Source organism: Streptomyces krungchingensis (assembly GCF_054729265.1).
In genome coordinates, this window is the sequence record NZ_JBPUKY010000001.1 from 2,149,451 (window position 1) to 2,165,893 (window position 16,443).

The following is a 16,443-nucleotide window of genomic DNA, read 5'->3' on the forward strand; positions in this document are numbered from 1 at the left end:
GGCGCCGCTGCGCGACCACGACAGGATCGTGATGGGGCACGGCGGTGGCGGCACGCTCTCCGCCGAGCTGGTGGAGCATCTGTTCGCCCCGGCCTTCGGCAGCGACGTGCTCGCCGAACTGGGCGACTCCGCACGGCTGTACCTGGACGGCGCCCGTCTGGCGTTCTCCACCGACTCCTTCGTCGTCCGTCCGCTCTTCTTCCCCGGCGGCAGCATCGGGGACCTGGCGGTGAACGGCACGGTCAACGACCTGGCGATGGCCGGGGCGGTGCCCGCCTACCTCTCCTGCGGGTTCATCCTGGAGGAGGGCGTCGAGCTGGCCGTCGTGGGACGCGTGGCCGAGGCTCTCGGCGAGGCGGCCCGCTCCGCCGGGGTGACGGTGGCGACCGGTGACACCAAGGTGGTCGACGCGGGGCACGGGGACGGCATCTTCATCAACACCGCCGGGATCGGTGTGATCCCGGCGGGCGTGGACATCCGTCCGCAGCGCGCGACCCCCGGAGACGTGGTGCTCGTCAGCGGCCCCATCGGGGTGCACGGCGTGGCCATCATGAGTGTGCGGGAAGGCCTGGAGTTCGGCGTCGAGATCCAGAGCGACACGGCGTCGCTGGCCGGTCTGGTCGCGGAGATGCTGGCCGTCTGTCCGGACCTCCATGTGCTGCGTGACCCGACCCGCGGCGGCCTGGCCACCTCCCTGAACGAGATCGCGGGCGCGGCGAACGTCGGCGTCAGGCTCGACGAGCGCTCGCTGCCCGTGCCGGACACGGTCGCCAACGCCTGCGCGTTCCTCGGCCTCGACCCGCTGTACGTGGCCAACGAGGGCAAGCTGGTGGCGTTCGTGCCGCCCGAGCACGCCGATGCCGTGCTCGCGGCCATGCGCGCCCATCCGCTCGGCAAGGAGGCGGTGGCGATCGGCCACTGCGTCCCGGATCATCCCGGCATGGTCGTCGCCGCCACCGGGCTCGGCGGCACCCGCGTCGTGGACATGCCGCTGGGCGAGCAGTTGCCCCGCATCTGCTGACGACCGGCACATCGGGTCCCGAGGCCGGCCTCGGTGACGTCTCCCGCGGACGGCGGGCGTCACCGGGGCCGGTCTTCCGTGGGACCGGCCGCGTGTGCAACCCTCTCGCAACCTCCGGGATGGTCGGCTGAGTGGTGGCCCGGCCGTGGTGCGCCGTCGGTGGGGTCACCGCATCCGTGACCCGACCGGGAGAGCCGATGGATGTCGTCCCGCGCGTGGAGCTGACGCCCGCCGCTGCCGAACTGGTACGGCGGCTGAGCGCCCTCCACGGACCGTTGATGTTCCACCAGTCGGGCGGCTGCTGCGACGGCAGTGCGCCCATGTGCTATCCGAACGGCGAGTTCCGCACCGGCGGCTCCGACGTCCTGCTCGCCGATCTGGAGGTCGAGGGGCTCGACGACCCGGTGGCCTTCTGGATGTCCAGGAGCCAGTACGAGCTGTGGAGCCATACGCGGCTGATCGTGGACGTCGTGTCGGGCCGGGGCAGCGGCTTCTCCCTGGAGGCACCCGAAGGAGTGCGTTTCCTGATCCGTTCCCGGGTCGTCGGCGCCTAGCCATCGGCGCGGGCACCGCCGTCTGGTGCAATTTCCCTGAGTCCTGCGAAAGTTGACGAGACCTCAGGGGGCACTGTGACGCGTCGTGACGGACGGCTCAGAACGGTACTGACGGTTTTCACGGCATGCGGAGCGCTGGCCGGTGCCGCCCGGGTGGGGGCGGCACCGGCCAGCGGCGCGGAGGACGGCACCGCGATCGCGCCCGGCGTGGAGTACACCCAGCTGGACATCCAGGGGGCCAAGGGGGTGACGCACGCGCATGTGCTCGACGTCGACCTGCGCGACCCCCGTGTGCGCGTCGGACTGCTCCACCCGGGCGCCGTGGCGGCCCGGGCGCCCGTCTCCCGGCTCGCCGACGCGCAGGGCGCCGTCGCGGGAGTCAACGGCGACTTCTTCAACATCACGGAGACCCAGCATCCGGGCGTGGAGGCGACCGGCGCGACCGTGGGCCCGGCAATCGCGGGCGGGCACGCGCTCAAAGCGGCCGTGCCGAACGGGCAGCGCTTCGGCCCCGCCCTGCCGCCCGGCACGACCACCGAGGACGTGTTCGGCGTGGGTGTCGACCGCAGGGCCCGGCTGGACGGTCTGGCGCTCGAAGGCTCCGTGCGCAGCCACGAGGGGCGGTGGACGCTGGGCGGGCTCAACCAGTACGCGTTGCCGGAGGGTTCGATCGGCGCGTTCACATCGGACTGGGGCAGTGTCTCCCGGGTGCGGGCCACCTGCGGCACGGACACCGAGCGGGCGGCTCCGTGCAGCACGGACACGTACGAGGTGACGGTCGAGGGCGGACGGGTCGTGTCGGCGGCCGACACCCCTGGTGCCGGTCCCGTCGCGTCGGGCAGCACGGTGCTGGTGGGCCGGGAGGCGGGCGCCCAGCTGCTGCGGAAGCTGTCCGTGGGCGAGCGGGTCACGGTACGGCACCGTCTGGTGGCGGACGCCTCCCGCATCCCGTACGGCATGGCGCTGGGCGGCTACCCGATGCTCGTCGACGGCCGTCCGCTGCCGGGGCTGGACGACACGACCGCGGCGGTGCGGACCGCGGTGGGCATCGCGGACCACGGACGGCGAATGCTGCTCCTCGCCCTGGACGGGGCGCCCGAGTACCGCAACGGGCTCACCATCGCCGAAGTGACGGAGACGATGCGGCAGTTGGGCTCCCAGGACGCGTTCAGCCTGGACGGCGGGGGTTCCAGCACGATGGTGGCCCGGCAGCCGGGTGCGGACGCGGTCGGCGTCCTCAACCATCCGAGCGGTGGCGCCGAACGCCCCGTGCCGAACGGCATCGGCGTGTTCTCGCGTCCCTGACCGCCGGGGGCCGCCCGCACCTGTCAGGGCTTCAGGCTGCCCACGATGTCCGCGGTCGCCGTGAGCCCGCTCTGGATGGTCGGGGCCATGCTCGTGCTGGCCAGGTAGAAGCCGAGCAGCACGCAGACCAGGGCGTGGGAGATCTTCAGCGCGCCGTTGCGCAGGAAGACCACAGCCAGGATCACGAGCAACAACACCACAGAGATGGAAATCGCCATCGTCAACCTCCTCCACCACGTCCGCTTCGCGGCGTTCGGCCGTAAGTGTGGCGTAGCGAAGGGTTCGTCCGGGCGGCTGACCTGTCCTCCGAACGTGTGGTTCTCGCACCCGGCCGCCCGGCGGCGGGCGACCGGGTGCGCGAGAGGTGACTACGCCCGGTGGGCGTCGAGGAACGCCTCCAGGCCGGCCAGGTCGTCCGTGTTCAGGTAGTCGACGTCGGCGGCGAGCAGTTCGCCCCACAGCGCGTCACGGGCCGGGCCCGCCACATCGGGTGTCGCCCAGAAGCGGACCTTCTGCCGGCGGCCGTGCGCCGCCGCCATGATGCCGCGCAGCTTCTCGCGTTCGGCCGCCGGGAACGGGCCGTCGCCCAGCCAGCTGAAGTTCAGGGTCCAGTTGTCGCTGATCAGCGGGACGAACGAGGCGGTGGCCGCGGTGCCGAGGTCGCTGAGCCGCCCGTCGTAGAAGGCGCGCCGCACGGTCTGGGCCTCCATCGGCGTCCGGGCGGCCCGGTCGCCGGAGATCACGGCCGTGACCGGTCCGGGGTGCACCCGGCCGTGCGCGTAGGTGGTGAACAGGTGACGGTAGCGGCGCAGGTGACGGTCGAGTTCGAGGTACGTCGACGCGCCCTCGGTCTTGATGTCGACCAGCAGTTGCAGGGGTTCGCGGTGACCGCGGTACACCGAGCCGTGGTTGGCCCTGACGCGGGCGGCGAGGGGTTCGAGGTAGAGGGATTCGAGGGTGCGGGTCGGGTCGAGGTCGACGGGGTCGTGGGCGACGAGGAGCTGGTCGCCGACGAGGTAGATGTCGGCCTCGACACTGCCGAACCGGTGGTCGAGGGCGTCGTACAGGGGACGCGGGTGCTCGTAGTCGTTGTGGGCGTGGGCACGCCACAGCGGGCGGGGGCCGTGGTGGCCGCCGCCCGCCCACGCCTGCGTGGCCGGCAGTGCCACCGCGCCGGCGAGGGCGGCGCCGAAAGTGGTGAGGGCTCTGCGACGGGTGGTGAGGGCCATGCTCTGCCTCCCTTTGAGGGCCGGGTGGGACCGAAGCGAGTATGCGTTCGATCAGGGCCCAAGAGGCCTCTCCGTGCGGGGAGTTGGCTGGACTGCCGCCCTCTGTTCACTTCTCGGGGCAGCTCGCACGACAAAGCCCGCCCCAGGTGGGGCGGGCTTTCCCGGACGGGCCGAAGGCAGGTCAGGGGGCGCGCAGGTCGACCAGTTCGGCCAGCGCCTCGCGGTGGGCACCCGCCGTGCCGTACGCCAGGGAGTCGGCCTTGGCCCGCTTCAGGTACAGGTGCACGGGGTGCTCCCAGGTCATGCCGATGCCGGCGTGCAGCTGGAGCGCCTCCTCGGCGGCGTGCACGGCGACCGGAGCCGCGTAGGCCTGGGCCACCGCGACCGCGACGTCGGCGTCCGCGCTGCCGGTGGCGAGCGCGTCGGCGGCGTTGCGGGCGGCGGCACGCAGGTTGACGACCTCCAGCCACAGCTGTGCCAGCCGGTGCTTGAGCGCCTGGAAGCCGCCGACGGGCCGGTTGAACTGCTTGCGCTCCTTCAGGTAGCGCACCGTCTCCGTCAACGACCATTCGGCCAGACCGAGTTGTTCGGAGGCCAGCAGTCCGGCACCGGCCCGCAGGGCCCGTCGCACGGCCGGCTCCGCGTCGCCCAGCCGCCGGCCCGGGACCCCGTCGAGGCCGACGGTGGCGACGGGCCGGGTCAGGTCGAGGGACACCCGCGGGGTGACGGTCACCGACTCCGCGTCGACGGCGTACAGCCCGCCGTCCTGTGCGGGCACCAGCAGCACGTCCGCGGCGACGGCGTCCGCGATGCCGGTCAACTCGCCGTGCAGCAGCCCGTCTTCCAGCCGTACGGTGCCGAAGGCGGCGCCGGGCGCGGTGCCGAGACTCACGGCGAGCACGCCGATGGTCCGTCCGGAGGCCAGGCCCGCCGTCAGCTCGTCGTCCGCGCAGGCCAGCACGGCCTCGGTGGCCACCACCGCGCTGCTGAGATAGGGCACGGGGGCGACGGCGCGCCCGAGCTCCTCCAGGACGACGGCGGCTTCACGGTGCGTGGCGCCCTGGCCGCCCCGGGCCTCGGGCACCAGGAGGCCCGCCAGCCCCATCCCGGCCGACAGCGCCTTCCACAGCTCGGGGTCGTGCGGTGTGGCCGACTCGGTGCGGGCGATGACGCCCGCCGCGTCGCAACGGTCGGCGAGGAGGTCGCGGACGGCGGCGCGCAGCGCCTCTTCCTCCTCCGAGTAGAGCAGATCGGGCTGGTGGCTCTGCGTTGTCATCGGGCGAGGTCCTTCCACGCGACGTCCTTGTCCGTGCGCGGCTCGGACGGCAGTCCCAGGACGCGTTCGGCGACGATGTTGAGCAGGACCTCGCTGGTCCCGCCCTCGATGCTGTTGCCCTTGGAGCGGAGATAGCGGTAGCCGGCGTCGCGGCCGGTGAAGTCGACGAGTTCGGGCCGTCGCATCGTCCAGTCGTCGTACAGCAGGCCCTCCTCACCGAGGAGTTCGACCTCCAGACCGGAGATCTCCTGGTTGAGCCGGGCGAAGCCCAGCTTCATGCCGGAGCCCTCGGGGCCGGGCTGGCCCGCGACGAGCTGCTGGCGCAGCCGCTCGCCGGTGATGCGGGCGACCTCGGCCTCCACCCACAGCTTCAGCAGCCGCTGGTGCAGGTCGTGGGTGCGCAGTTCGGGGCGCTCGCGCCAGGTCCTGGAGACCGGCCCGATCATGCCGCCCTCGCGCGGGATGCGCATCCCGCCGATGGACACGCGCTCGTTCATGAGCGTGGTCTGCGCGACCTTCCAGCCGTCGCCGACGTCGCCGAGGCGCCGGGAGTCGGGGATGCGGACGTCGGTGAGGAAGACCTCGTTGAACTCGGCCTCGCCGGTGATCTGGCGCAGCGGCCGGACCTCGACGCCCGGGTCGGTCATGTCGCAGACGTAGTAGGTGATGCCCCGGTGCTTGGGCACGTCCGGGTCGGTGCGGGCGATGAGGATCGCCCAGCGGGCCACATGGGCGCTGGACGTCCACACCTTCTGCCCGTTGACCACCCAGGTGTCGCCCTCGCGGACGGCCCGGGTGCCGAGCGCGGCGAGGTCGGACCCGGCGCCGGGCTCGCTGAAGAGCTGGCACCAGACCTCCTCCCCGGTCCACAGGGGCCTCAGGAAGCGTCGCTTCTGCTCCTCGGTGCCGAAACCGAGGATCGTGGGCGCCGCCATGCCGAGGCCGATGCCGATACGCCGCGGGTCGTTGTCGGGGGCCTCGGCGGCCTCCAGTTCGGCGTCCACGACGGCCTGGAGGGTGCGCGGGGCACCGAGTCCGCCGAGGCCCTCCGGATAGTGCACCCAGGCCAGGCCGGCGTCGAAGCGCGCCCTGAGGAAGTCCGTGCGGTCGGTCGTGGCGGGCGGGTGCGCAGCCAGCAACTCCTGGGTGCGGCGGCGCAGTTCGGCTGCGTCGGTCATGCTGCGGCTCCATTCTCCAGTGCGGGGAGCACGGCGATCCGTCCGGTGGTGACACCGTCGGCGACGCGCTGCACGGCGGCCGCCGCCCCGCTCAGCGGCACGCGCTCGCTCACCAGCGGCTTGACGGCGCCCCGGGCGGCGAGCTCGGTGAGCTGCTCGTGGCAGTGCTGGACCAGCTTCGGGTTCTTGGTGTTGTACAGACCCCAGTGCAGGCCGAGGATCGAGTAGTTCTTCACGAGGGCGTGGTTCAGCGCGGGGCTGGGGATCGTGCCGCTCGCGAAGCCCACGACGACGATCCGGCCCTCGAAGGCGACGACCTTCGTGGACTGGGTGTAGGCCTCGCCGCCGACGGGGTCGTAGACGACGTCGGCACCCCGGCCGCCGGTGGCCTGCTTGACCGCGGCCACGACGTCCTCGGCACGGCGGTCGATCACCACGTCGCAGCCCAGCTCGCGGGCCACGGCGGCCTTGTCGGCGCCGCCGACGACGCCGATGACGGTGGCACCCGCCGCCTTGCCGAGCTGCACGGCCGCGCTGCCGACCCCTCCCGCGGCAGCGTGGACGAGCAGGGTCTCGCCGGCCTCCAGGCGGGCGCGGCGGTGCAGGCCGAACCACCCCGTCTGGTAGCCGATGTGCAGGGCGGCGGCCTCGGCGTCGTCGAGGGCCTCCGGAGCGGGCAGCAGGGCGGCGGCGTCCGCGATCGCGTATTCGGCGAATCCGCCGTGCGGCAGGGCCGGGTTGGCGATCACGCGGCGTCCGTCCTCGGTCTCGCCGCAGATCTCCACGCCGGGGGTGAACGGCAGCGGCGGCCTGACCTGGTACTGACCGCGGCAGAGCAGCGCGTCCGGGAAGTTGATGTTCGCGGCGCGCACCTTCAGCAGGACCTGGCCGTCACCGGGCGTCGGCCGCTGCACCTCCTGGAGGCGCATCGCCTCGCCCGGCTCGCCGTTCTGGTGCACTTGCCATGCCTGCATGCGGGGCCTCCAGGGGCTGCGTCTCGGTGTCCGGCGTCTGGACCGCGGTCGATCGCATACTAAGCGGTCGCTTGCCCGCCTGGGAACAGTCGACGCCGGTCGTCTTCGACACGCCCTGTCAGTCGCCCCGTCCGCGCCGGGCGGGCCGCGCCCTGACATGCATCCGCTCCCCCTGCGCGCCGAACAGGCTCAGGAACTCCACGGGCCCCTCCCCCGTGGACCCGAACCAGTGCGGTACGCGGGTGTCGAACTCCGCGGCCTCCCCCGCCCCGAGCACCACGTCGTGCTCACCGAGCACCAGCCGCAGCCGCCCCGACAGCACGTACAGCCACTCGTAGCCCTCGTGGACCCGCGGGTCCGGCTCCATGCGCCGCTTCGGTTCGAGCACCTTGTAGGCCTGGAGCCCGCCGGGCTGACGGGTCAGCGGCCAGTGGGTGCGCCCGTACCGCACGATGGGCTCGGCCCGTACGCGCGGGTCGCCCACCGGCGGCGCGCCGACGAGCTCGTCCAGCGGCACCTGATGCGCCCGCGCGATCGGCAGCAGCAGTTCCAGACTGGGTTTGCGCAGCCCGGACTCCAGGCGGGAGAGCGTGCTCACCGAGATGCCCGTCGCCTCGGACAGCCCCGCGAGGGTCGCGCCCCGCTCCTTGCGGATCCGCCGCAGCCGCGGCCCGACCTCGGCCAGCACCTCGTCCGTCTCCGTGTCCTCACTCATGCTCGTATTGCAGGATCGGCAAAGCCATTTGTCAATTCGGCGGGACTCGCGGGACCTTCTCGGTGGAGGTGGTCACCATGACCGAGAGGTACGAAGCAGTCGTCGTGGGCGGTGGCACGGCGGGACTGTCCGCGGCGCTGGTCCTGGGCCGGGCCCGGCGCCGCACGCTGGTCGTCGACGCGGGCGAGCCCCGCAACGCGCCCGCCGCGCACATGCAGGGTTATCTGTCGAGGGACGGCATGCCGCCCGCCGCGTTCCTCGCCGAGGGACGGCGCGAGGTCGAGGGGTACGGGGTCGCACTGGTCCGGGACCGTGTGGTGGACGTGGCCCGGGACGGCGCCGGCGAGTTCGACGTCACGCTCGCGGACGGACGCCCGGTGCACGCGCGCCGGCTGATCGTCACGACCGGACTGGCCGACGAACTGCCGTCGGTGCCGGGGGTCGCCGAGCGGTTCGGGCGGGACGTGCTGCACTGCCCGTACTGCCACGGCTGGGAGGTGCGCGACGAGGCCTTCGGCGTGCTCGCCACCACGCCCATGAGCGTGCACCAGGCACTGATGGTGAGCCAGTGGTCGAAGGACGTGACGCTCTTCCTGCACACCGTCCGCGAGGACGAGCTGACGGACGACGATCTGCGCCGGCTGGCCGCGGCGGGCGTCGCCGTGGTGCCCGGCGAGGTCGCGGAGCTGGTGGTCGCGGACGACCGGTTCACCGGGGTGCGGCTCACGGACGGCACGACGCACGCCCGTTCGGTGCTGTTCGTCGCGCCGCGCGCCGTCCCGCGGACCGGCCTGCTGGAGCGTCTGGGCGCCGAACTGCGCGAGACCCCGTTCGGAACGTATCCGGTGGTCGACGAGACGGGGCTGACGAGCGTGCCCGGCGTCTGGGCCGCGGGCAACGCGATCGGCTTCGCGGAACAGGTCGTGAACGCGGCGAGCGGCGGCTACCGGGCGGCGGCCACGCTCAACGGCGAGCTGCTCTTCACGGACCTCGACGCGGCCGTGGCACGGGACTGAACCGGCGAGCCGACCGCCGCCAGCCCGCCGTGGCACGGAACTGACCGGCGAGCCGACCGGCCGCCCGCCACCGTGGCACGAGGTCTGAGCCCGGTCGCGCGTCGCCAGGGAGTGCCCGCACGGTGTGCCCCGCAGGGGTGTGCCCGCGGCGTGCGCGTTGCACCATGGCTGCATGCTGCTGAGCCGGCTCGCCCAAGTCTCGCAGGAGGTCGCCGCCACCTCGGCGCGGACCCGGAAGATCGGACTGCTCGCCGAGCTGTTCCGGGACGCCGACGCGGACGACGTCCCGATCGTGATCCCGTACCTCGCGGGCCGGCTGCCCCAGGGGCGGCTCGGCGTCGGCTGGAAGGCACTGAGCCGGCCCGTCGCCCCGGCCGCCGAGCCCGCACTCACCGTGCGGGAGGTGCACGCGCTGCTCACCGAGCTGGGCGAGATCTCCGGCACCGGCGCGCAGGAGCGCAGGGCACGCCTGGTGGGGGAACTGATGGCGGCGGCCACCGCCGAGGAGCAGCGCTTCCTGCTCGGGCTGATCACCGGTGAGGTGCGGCAGGGCGCGCTGGACGCGGTCGCCGTGGAGGGGCTCGCCCGGGCGACGGGCGCGCCCGCGGCCGACGTCCGGCGGGCGGTGATGCTCGCCGGTTCGCTGCAGACGGTGGCGCAGGCCCTGCTGGCACAGGGGCCGGCGGCGCTGGAGGGGTTCCGGCTGACCGTGGGCCGCCCGGTTCTTCCGATGCTGGCGCACACGGCGGCCTCCGTGTCCGAGGCCGTGGACAAGCTGGGCGTGTGTGCCGTCGAGGAGAAGCTCGACGGCATCCGCGTCCAGCTGCACCGTGACGGCGACGACGTACGCGTGTACACCCGGACCCTGGACGACATCACCGACCGCCTGCCCGAGCTCACCGGGGCGGCTTTGGACCTGAAGGGCGAACGGTTCATCCTGGACGGCGAGGTGATCGCGCTGGACGGGGCGGGGCGGCCGCGGTCCTTCCAGGAGACGGCCGGACGGGTGGGCTCCCGCGTGGACGTGGTCACGGCCGCGCGGACCGTGCCCGTCTCCCCCGTCTTCTTCGACGCCCTGTCCGTCGACGGACAGGACCTGCTGGACCTGCCGTTCGCCGAACGGCACACGGAGCTGGCGCGGCTGGTGCCCGAGCCGATGCGGGTGCGGCGCACGCTCGTCGACGGCCCGGCGGACCTCTCCGCGGCGGAACGGTTCCTCGCCGACACGCTGGAACGCGGCCACGAGGGGGTCGTGATCAAGGCGCTCGACGCCCCCTACAGCGCGGGCCGGCGCGGTGCGTCCTGGCTGAAGGTCAAGCCCGTGCACACCCTCGACCTGGTCGTCCTGGCGGCCGAGTGGGGCCACGGCCGGCGCACCGGCAAGCTCTCCAACCTGCACCTGGGCGCGCGGGAGGCGGACGGGTCCTTCGCGATGCTCGGCAAGACCTTCAAGGGCATGACCGACGCGATGCTCACCTGGCAGACCGGGCGGCTCCGGGAGCTGGCCGTCGAGGACGACGGTCACGTGGTGACCGTACGGCCCGAACTCGTCGTCGAGATCGCGTACGACGGTCTTCAGCGGTCCACCCGCTACCCGGCCGGTGTCACCCTGCGCTTCGCGCGCGTCGTGCGGTACCGCGAGGACAAGGCGGCGGCCGAGGCCGACACGGTCGCGACGCTGCTGGCCGCGCATCCGGAGGTCACGCGATGAGGGGGAAGCACAGCGCGGGGCTGCTGCTGTTCCGGCGCGCCGACGACGGCCTGGAGGTCCTGCTCGGCCACATGGGCGGCCCGTTCTTCGCGCGACGCGACGCCGGGGCCTGGACCGTCCCGAAGGGCGAGTACGAGGCCGACGAGACCCCCTGGGCCGCGGCGCGCCGTGAGTTCCAGGAGGAGCTGGGGGTGCCGCCGCCGGACGGGGAGGCGTTCCCGCTCGGCGAGGTCACCCAGACCAACGGCAAGGTCGTCACGGCCTGGGCGATCGAGGCGGACCTGGACCCGGCGTCCGTCGTCCCCGGCACCTTCGAGATGGAGTGGCCGCCCAAGTCGGGCCGGCGGCAGGAGTTCCCCGAGCTGGACCGGGTGGAGTGGCTCGGCCTGGACCGGGCGCGGACGCTGATCGTGAAGGCGCAGGGGGAGTTTCTCGACCGGCTCGCCGAGCACTCGTCCTGAGCGGCGCACTCTGCGTTGCGGTGTCGGGTGCGGCGCGGGAGGGTCGAAGACACAACCCGCTCCAGGAGGTCGGCCATGCCCATCGCGACGGTGAACCCGGCGAACGGCGAGACGCTCAAGACGTTCGACGCCCTGAGCCCGGAGGAGGTCGAGCGCAGGCTCGCCATCGCCGAGTCCGCGTTCCGCACCCACCGCACCACGTCCTTCGCCGAGCGGGCCCGGCTGCTGCACCGCGCCGCCGACCTCCTCGACGAGGACCTGCAGACCATCGGCCGGGTGATGACCACGGAGATGGGCAAGCCGGTCAAGCAGGCCCGCGCGGAGGCCGCGAAGTGCGCGAAGGCGATGCGCTGGTACGCGGACCACGCCGAGCGTCTGCTGGCCGACGAGGAACCCGACCCGTCCGACGCCAAGGACTCCGGCGCCTCGCGGGTCCTGGTGCGGTACCGGCCGCTGGGCCCCGTCCTGGCCGTCATGCCGTGGAACTTCCCGCTGTGGCAGGTGGTCCGGTTCGCCGCGCCGGCGCTGATGGCGGGCAACGTGGGTCTGCTCAAGCACGCCTCGAACGTGCCGCAGACCGCCCTGTACCTGGAGGACCTGTTCCTCCGGGCGGGCTTCGCCGAGGGCTGTTTCCAGACGCTGCTGATCGGCTCGGGCGCCGTCGAGGGCGTCCTGCGCGACCCGCGCGTGAAGGCGGCCACGCTGACCGGGAGCGAGCCCGCGGGCCGTGCGGTCGCGTCGGTGGCCGGGGACGAGGTGAAGAAGACGGTCCTGGAGCTGGGCGGCAGCGACCCGTACGTCGTCATGCCGTCGGCGGACATCGACCGGGCGGCGCGGATCGCGGTGACGGCCCGGGTGCAGAACAACGGCCAGTCGTGCATCGCGGCGAAGCGGTTCATCGTGCACGCGGACGTGTTCGACGCCTTCGCCGAGCGGTTCACGGCGGGCATGGAGGCGCTGAAGGTCGGCGACCCGCTGGACGAGGACACGGACGTCGGTCCGCTCTCCACCGAGCAGGGCCGCAGCGACCTGGAGGAACTGGTCGACGACGCCGTGGAGAACGGCGCGAACGTGCTCTGCGGCGGTGAACGTCCCGAGGGATACCGCGACCGCGGCTGGTTCTACGCGCCGACGATCCTCGCCGACATCACCCCGCAGATGCGCATCCACCAGGAGGAGGCCTTCGGGCCGGTCGCCACGCTCTACCGCGTGGCGGACCTCGACGAGGCGGTGGCCCTCGCCAACGACACGCCGTTCGGGCTGAGTTCGAACGTGTGGACGCGTGACGAGAGCGAGGTGGACCGGTTCGTCCGCGACCTGGAGGCCGGCAGCGTGTACGTCAACGGGATGACGGCGTCCCACCCGGCGTTCCCGTTCGGCGGGGCGAAACGGTCCGGCTACGGACGTGAGCTGTCCGAGCACGGAATCCGCGAGTTCTGCAACATCACCACGGTATGGCACGGAGCGTGAGCGTTCCGCAGTTACGATCCCCTCTGTGAACCGCGAAGTGACCCTGCCTCTGATCGTCGACGACCGCGGAACGTTGCAGGTGGCGGCCGCCGACGTCAGCAAGCTGCTGCGCACGGTGGGCGGCCGGTGGCTGCATCTGGTGGAGGCCGGCCAGGACGGGCTCGACGAGGACACCGTGGCCGCGCTCACGATCGAACTGGCCAAGCTGGCCGACCGCATCGACGTGGCCTGCATCGCGCACAGCAGCGGCACGAGGGGCGACTGACGCACCCTCGGGCCCGGCCGCGCGGGCCGGGCCCGGCTCAGGCGACCCGCTGGTCCAGCTCCCACAGGGCGTGCCAGAACCTCGACTCGTAGGCCTGGAGCATCCCGCCGAAGCGGTGCACCTCCTCCTCCGAGATCCGCCCGGCGTCGAGCCCCTCCTGCACCGCGGCCAGCGCGCGCCGCTCCAGCTCGGGAGCGGGCTCGGCGAAGAAGTCGAAGAAGCCGCAGGCTCCGTCGTCCAGGCCGTAGTGACGGCGCAGCGCATCGGCGATCGTGTCGCAATAGCCGCCCCATGCGGCGAAGTTGGCGCTGAGCGCCAGGACCACGTCGGCCGGGGAGCCGTTCAGGGCGAGCCAGGCGACATAGGCCGGATAGGCCTGGCAGTCCGGCAGCCACTCGTGCGCCGCCCGCTCCTCGTCGGCCCCGACCGCGGCCGCGTAGGCACCCAGCCGATCCTGGGCCAGGGCCTCACCTTCGGCGAGCAGTGTGAAGTACGCGGCACTCGCCGGGGCCGCGCCCTCGCCCGCCGTGGCCGAGTCCCGGGGGCCCGACTCTCCCCGCACCGCCGCCTCCTGGGCCGCGCCCCGCGGCACCGCGGGCGTCCCCGCCCCCGCCGACCGTTCGGCCAGATGCAGGAAGGCGCGCCGGTCCGCGGCGATCACATGGGACTGTTCGAGGGCCAGCGCGGCCAGCGTGGTCCGCCGCGCGGCACCCCGGGCGATCAACGGCAGAAGACGGTTGGCACGAGGGTCCGGGGCGAGCTTCCCGGTCGTGCTCTCCAGCAGGTCCCTGGCCGTCCGCGTCATCGGGCACCCCTTCGGTTTCGACTGCTCCGAGGCCCTTTCCAACAGGGTCCCACGCCCACACAAAGATCCCCTCAATGGAGTAACCCGACGAGATATCGCCGCTCGGACGGGTGATCGTGGGTGAACCACCCGGAGGGCGCAGAGCCCACCGGAAGGCGAAAGAAGGCGCGCACCATGGCGACTTTGTGCAGACCCTCGGTATCGGTCCCGGAGTACGTGATCACGATGGAGGAGACGCTGGAGCTGGCGCGCTCCCGTCACGAGGATCACCCCCAACTGCCGCTGGCACTCAGGCTCATCGAGAACACAGGAGTCAAGACCCGGCACATCGTCCAGCCCATCGAGGAGACGCTGAAGCACCCGGGTTTCGAGGAACGCAACAAGGTCTACGAGAGTGAGGCCAAGGCGCGGGTACCCGCCGTCGTACAGCGGGCACTTGACGACGCCGAGCTGCTCACCACCGACATCGACGTGATCATCTACGTCTCGTGCACCGGGTTCATGATGCCCTCGCTCACGGCGTGGCTGATCAACTCGATGGGCTTCAGCAGCGACACCCGGCAGATACCCATAGCCCAGCTGGGCTGCGCCGCGGGAGGCGCCGCGATCAATCGGGCGCACGACTTCTGCACGGCGTACCCCGACGCCAACGCACTCATCGTGGCCTGCGAGTTCTGCTCGCTGTGCTACCAGCCGACCGACCTCGGCGTCGGATCCCTGCTGTCCAACGGCCTGTTCGGCGACGGCATCGCCGCCGCGGCCGTCCGAGGCAACGGCGGCACCGGCATCGAGCTCGAGCGCAACGGCTCGTACCTGATCCCCAAGACCGAAGAGTGGATCATGTACGACGTCCGCGCGACGGGCTTCCACTTCCTGCTCGACAAGCGGGTGCCCGGCACGATGGAACCGCTCGCCCCCGCCCTGCACTCGCTCGCGCGGCAGCACGGCTGGGACGCCTCCGACCTGGACTTCTACATCATCCACGCCGGCGGCCCGAGGATCCTCGACGACCTCAGCAAGTTCCTCGAAGTCCCGCCGGACGCCTTCCGGTTCAGCCGGGCGACCCTCACGGAGTACGGCAACATCGCCAGCGCCGTCGTGCTGGACGCGCTGCGCCGGCTCTTCGAGGAGGGCGGCGCCGAGCACGCCTCGCGCGGGCTGCTCGCGGGCTTCGGCCCCGGCATCACCGCGGAGATGTCCCTGGGTCGCTGGAACACCGGCGACAGGACGGCGTGAGGGCCATGGCCGAGGACATCCTCACGGAGGCGTTGCCTCCCGTCCGGCACTGGCCCGCCCTCGACCTGAAGGGCGTGGATTTCGACCCGGTCCTCACGGATCTCATGCGTGAGGGCCCGGTCACCCGGATCCAGCTGCCCAACGGCGAGGGCTGGGCCTGGCTGGTGACCCGGCACGACGATGTGCGCGTGGTCGCCAACGACCCCCGGTTCAGCCGTGAGGCGGTCATGGACCAGCGGGTCACCAGGCTCGCCCCGCACTTCATCCCGACGCGTGGCGCGGTGGGTTTCCTCGACCCGCCCGACCACACCCGGCTGCGCCGCTCGGTGGCCGCCGCCTTCACGGCGCGCGGCGTCGAGCGGGTACGGGCGAAGTCCCGGCAGGTGCTGGACGGGCTGGTCGACGATCTGCTCCAGGGCGGTCCGCCCGCCGACCTCACGGCGACGGTCCTGAGCCCGTTCCCCATCGCGGTGATCTGCGAGCTGATGGGGGTCCCGACCGTCGACCGGCACCGAATGCACGCCTGGACCCAGCTGATCCTGTCCTCCTCGGCCGGCGCCGACGTCAGCGAGCGGGCCAAGGACGAGCTGAGCGCGTACTTCGGGAAGCTGATCACGGACCGGGCCGGGAGCACCGGCGAGGACGTCACCTCGCTGCTCGGCGCCGCCGTGGGACGCGAGGAGGTGACGCTGGAGGAGGCCGTCGGGCTCGCCGTTCTCCTGCAGATCGGCGGCGAGGCGGTCACCAACAACAGCGGACAGCTCTTCTACATCCTGATGACACGCCCGGATCTGGTGGCGCGGCTGCGGGCCGAGCCGGAGATCCGCCCCCAGGCGATCGACGAGCTACTGCGCTACATCCCGCACCGCAACGCGGTCGGGCTGTCGCGGATCGCGACCCAGGACGTGGAGATCAAGGGTGTACGGATCCGGGCGGGCGACGCGATCTACGTGTCGTACCTGGCCGCGAACCGCGACCCGGACGTCTTCCCCGACCCGGACACGATCGACTTCTCACGCAGCCCCAATCCGCATGTGGCGTTCGGCCACGGCCCGCACTACTGCCCCGGCGGGATGCTGGCCAGGCTGGAGTCCGAGCTCCTCGTCGACGCGCTGCTGGACCGGATCCCGGGCCTGCGGCTCGCCGTACCGCCCGATCGGGTCTCCTTCAGGAAGGGTGCGCTGATCCGTGGTCCCGAGGCCCTTCCCGTGATGTGGTGAGCGACCC

General features: G+C 72.5%; 17 protein-coding genes. 10 read left to right on the forward strand and 7 right to left on the reverse strand.

Annotated features, from left to right (window positions below):
* Positions 1–31: 31 nt before the first annotated feature.
* From hypE to ACSYGO_RS09600, 3 genes are all read left to right on the forward strand, one after another.
* Positions 32–1,021: a hydrogenase expression/formation protein HypE gene (hypE, locus tag ACSYGO_RS09590; protein ID WP_426678832.1), complete on the forward strand. Its 990-nt coding sequence runs from the start codon at positions 32–34 to the stop codon at positions 1,019–1,021.
* 197 nt (positions 1,022–1,218) lie between these two features.
* Positions 1,219–1,575, forward strand: a complete 357-nt coding sequence (locus tag ACSYGO_RS09595) for a DUF779 domain-containing protein (RefSeq protein WP_345658076.1) — start codon at positions 1,219–1,221, stop codon at positions 1,573–1,575.
* A 75-nt stretch (positions 1,576–1,650) separates the two neighbouring features.
* The gene (locus ACSYGO_RS09600) at positions 1,651–2,880 is read left to right on the forward strand and encodes a phosphodiester glycosidase family protein (protein ID WP_460386489.1); all 1,230 of its coding nucleotides are present in this window, start codon (positions 1,651–1,653) and stop codon (positions 2,878–2,880) included.
* A gap of 23 nt (positions 2,881–2,903) precedes the next feature.
* On the opposite strand, the gene ACSYGO_RS09605 is transcribed toward ACSYGO_RS09600, so the two are convergent.
* From ACSYGO_RS09605 to ACSYGO_RS09630, 6 genes are all read right to left on the reverse strand, one after another.
* The gene (locus tag ACSYGO_RS09605) at positions 2,904–3,098 is read right to left on the reverse strand and encodes a hypothetical protein (protein ID WP_426678694.1); all 195 of its coding nucleotides are present in this window, start codon (positions 3,096–3,098) and stop codon (positions 2,904–2,906) included.
* 150 nt (positions 3,099–3,248) lie between these two features.
* Positions 3,249–4,109 carry a phosphatidylinositol-specific phospholipase C/glycerophosphodiester phosphodiesterase family protein gene (locus ACSYGO_RS09610; RefSeq protein WP_426678695.1) on the reverse strand — a complete coding sequence of 287 codons (861 nt, stop codon included), beginning with the start codon at positions 4,107–4,109 and terminating at the stop codon, positions 3,249–3,251.
* A 181-nt stretch (positions 4,110–4,290) separates the two neighbouring features.
* Positions 4,291–5,385: an acyl-CoA dehydrogenase family protein gene (locus ACSYGO_RS09615; protein ID WP_426678696.1), complete on the reverse strand. Its 1,095-nt coding sequence runs from the start codon at positions 5,383–5,385 to the stop codon at positions 4,291–4,293.
* Complete coding sequence (locus ACSYGO_RS09620) at positions 5,382–6,563, reverse strand: acyl-CoA dehydrogenase family protein (protein WP_460386490.1); 1,182 nt, start codon at positions 6,561–6,563, stop codon at positions 5,382–5,384. The genes ACSYGO_RS09615 and ACSYGO_RS09620 overlap by 4 nt, the downstream gene beginning before the upstream one ends.
* Positions 6,560–7,537 carry an NADPH:quinone oxidoreductase family protein gene (locus tag ACSYGO_RS09625; protein ID WP_426678697.1) on the reverse strand — a complete coding sequence of 326 codons (978 nt, stop codon included), beginning with the start codon at positions 7,535–7,537 and terminating at the stop codon, positions 6,560–6,562. Before ACSYGO_RS09625 ends, ACSYGO_RS09620 begins: the two co-directional genes overlap by 4 nt.
* 118 nt (positions 7,538–7,655) lie before the next feature.
* Positions 7,656–8,252 (reverse strand): helix-turn-helix domain-containing protein, encoded by a 597-nt coding sequence (locus ACSYGO_RS09630; protein ID WP_426678698.1) that lies wholly within the window; start codon positions 8,250–8,252, stop codon positions 7,656–7,658.
* Between the two features lie 77 nt (positions 8,253–8,329).
* Here ACSYGO_RS09630 and ACSYGO_RS09635 point away from each other — a divergent pair, with 77 nt between their 5' ends.
* The 5 genes from ACSYGO_RS09635 to ACSYGO_RS09655 all read left to right on the forward strand — a co-directional run bounded on the left by ACSYGO_RS09635 (position 8,330) and on the right by ACSYGO_RS09655 (position 13,175).
* Complete coding sequence (locus tag ACSYGO_RS09635; protein WP_460386491.1) at positions 8,330–9,268, forward strand: NAD(P)/FAD-dependent oxidoreductase; 939 nt, start codon at positions 8,330–8,332, stop codon at positions 9,266–9,268.
* Positions 9,269–9,440: 172 nt separating this feature from the next.
* The gene (locus ACSYGO_RS09640; protein WP_426678700.1) at positions 9,441–10,979 is read left to right on the forward strand and encodes an ATP-dependent DNA ligase; all 1,539 of its coding nucleotides are present in this window, start codon (positions 9,441–9,443) and stop codon (positions 10,977–10,979) included.
* Positions 10,976–11,440, forward strand: coding sequence for an NUDIX domain-containing protein (locus ACSYGO_RS09645; RefSeq protein ID WP_426678701.1), 465 nt, complete (start codon positions 10,976–10,978; stop codon positions 11,438–11,440). The genes ACSYGO_RS09640 and ACSYGO_RS09645 overlap by 4 nt, the downstream gene beginning before the upstream one ends.
* Positions 11,441–11,515: 75 nt before the next feature.
* Positions 11,516–12,910, forward strand: a complete 1,395-nt coding sequence (locus tag ACSYGO_RS09650; RefSeq protein ID WP_426678702.1) for an NADP-dependent succinic semialdehyde dehydrogenase — start codon at positions 11,516–11,518, stop codon at positions 12,908–12,910.
* Positions 12,911–12,935: 25 nt separating this feature from the next.
* Positions 12,936–13,175, forward strand: a complete 240-nt coding sequence (locus tag ACSYGO_RS09655; protein ID WP_028800367.1) for a DUF6213 family protein — start codon at positions 12,936–12,938, stop codon at positions 13,173–13,175.
* 37 nt (positions 13,176–13,212) lie between these two features.
* On the opposite strand, the gene ACSYGO_RS09660 is transcribed toward ACSYGO_RS09655, so the two are convergent.
* Positions 13,213–13,980 (reverse strand): transcriptional regulator, encoded by a 768-nt coding sequence (locus ACSYGO_RS09660; RefSeq protein WP_460386492.1) that lies wholly within the window; start codon positions 13,978–13,980, stop codon positions 13,213–13,215.
* 120 nt (positions 13,981–14,100) lie between these two features.
* Here ACSYGO_RS09660 and ACSYGO_RS09665 point away from each other — a divergent pair, with 120 nt between their 5' ends.
* Complete coding sequence (locus ACSYGO_RS09665; RefSeq protein WP_426678704.1) at positions 14,101–15,216, forward strand: type III polyketide synthase; 1,116 nt, start codon at positions 14,101–14,103, stop codon at positions 15,214–15,216.
* A gap of 5 nt (positions 15,217–15,221) precedes the next feature.
* Entirely contained in the window at positions 15,222–16,436 is a 1,215-nt protein-coding gene (locus ACSYGO_RS09670; protein WP_426678705.1) for a cytochrome P450, read from the forward strand.
* Positions 16,437–16,443: the final 7 nt, after the last annotated feature.

What these genes read in the sequence shown, in the direction of transcription:
- hypE (WP_426678832.1), top strand. Translation starts at nt 32, where the DNA reads ATGGGGCACGGCGGTGGCGGCACGCTCTCCGCCGAGCTGGTGGAGCAT.
- ACSYGO_RS09595 (WP_345658076.1), top strand. Translation starts at nt 1,219, where the DNA reads ATGGATGTCGTCCCGCGCGTGGAGCTGACGCCCGCCGCTGCCGAACTG.
- ACSYGO_RS09605 (WP_426678694.1), bottom strand. Translation starts at nt 3,098, where the DNA reads ATGGCGATTTCCATCTCTGTGGTGTTGTTGCTCGTGATCCTGGCTGTG.
- ACSYGO_RS09610 (WP_426678695.1), bottom strand. Translation starts at nt 4,109, where the DNA reads ATGGCCCTCACCACCCGTCGCAGAGCCCTCACCACTTTCGGCGCCGCC.
- ACSYGO_RS09615 (WP_426678696.1), bottom strand. Translation starts at nt 5,385, where the DNA reads ATGACAACGCAGAGCCACCAGCCCGATCTGCTCTACTCGGAGGAGGAA.
- ACSYGO_RS09620 (WP_460386490.1), bottom strand. Translation starts at nt 6,563, where the DNA reads ATGACCGACGCAGCCGAACTGCGCCGCCGCACCCAGGAGTTGCTGGCT.
- ACSYGO_RS09625 (WP_426678697.1), bottom strand. Translation starts at nt 7,537, where the DNA reads ATGCAGGCATGGCAAGTGCACCAGAACGGCGAGCCGGGCGAGGCGATG.
- ACSYGO_RS09630 (WP_426678698.1), bottom strand. Translation starts at nt 8,252, where the DNA reads ATGAGTGAGGACACGGAGACGGACGAGGTGCTGGCCGAGGTCGGGCCG.
- ACSYGO_RS09635 (WP_460386491.1), top strand. Translation starts at nt 8,330, where the DNA reads ATGACCGAGAGGTACGAAGCAGTCGTCGTGGGCGGTGGCACGGCGGGA.
- ACSYGO_RS09640 (WP_426678700.1), top strand. Translation starts at nt 9,441, where the DNA reads ATGCTGCTGAGCCGGCTCGCCCAAGTCTCGCAGGAGGTCGCCGCCACC.
- ACSYGO_RS09645 (WP_426678701.1), top strand. Translation starts at nt 10,976, where the DNA reads ATGAGGGGGAAGCACAGCGCGGGGCTGCTGCTGTTCCGGCGCGCCGAC.
- ACSYGO_RS09650 (WP_426678702.1), top strand. Translation starts at nt 11,516, where the DNA reads ATGCCCATCGCGACGGTGAACCCGGCGAACGGCGAGACGCTCAAGACG.
- ACSYGO_RS09660 (WP_460386492.1), bottom strand. Translation starts at nt 13,980, where the DNA reads ATGACGCGGACGGCCAGGGACCTGCTGGAGAGCACGACCGGGAAGCTC.
- ACSYGO_RS09670 (WP_426678705.1), top strand. Translation starts at nt 15,222, where the DNA reads ATGGCCGAGGACATCCTCACGGAGGCGTTGCCTCCCGTCCGGCACTGG.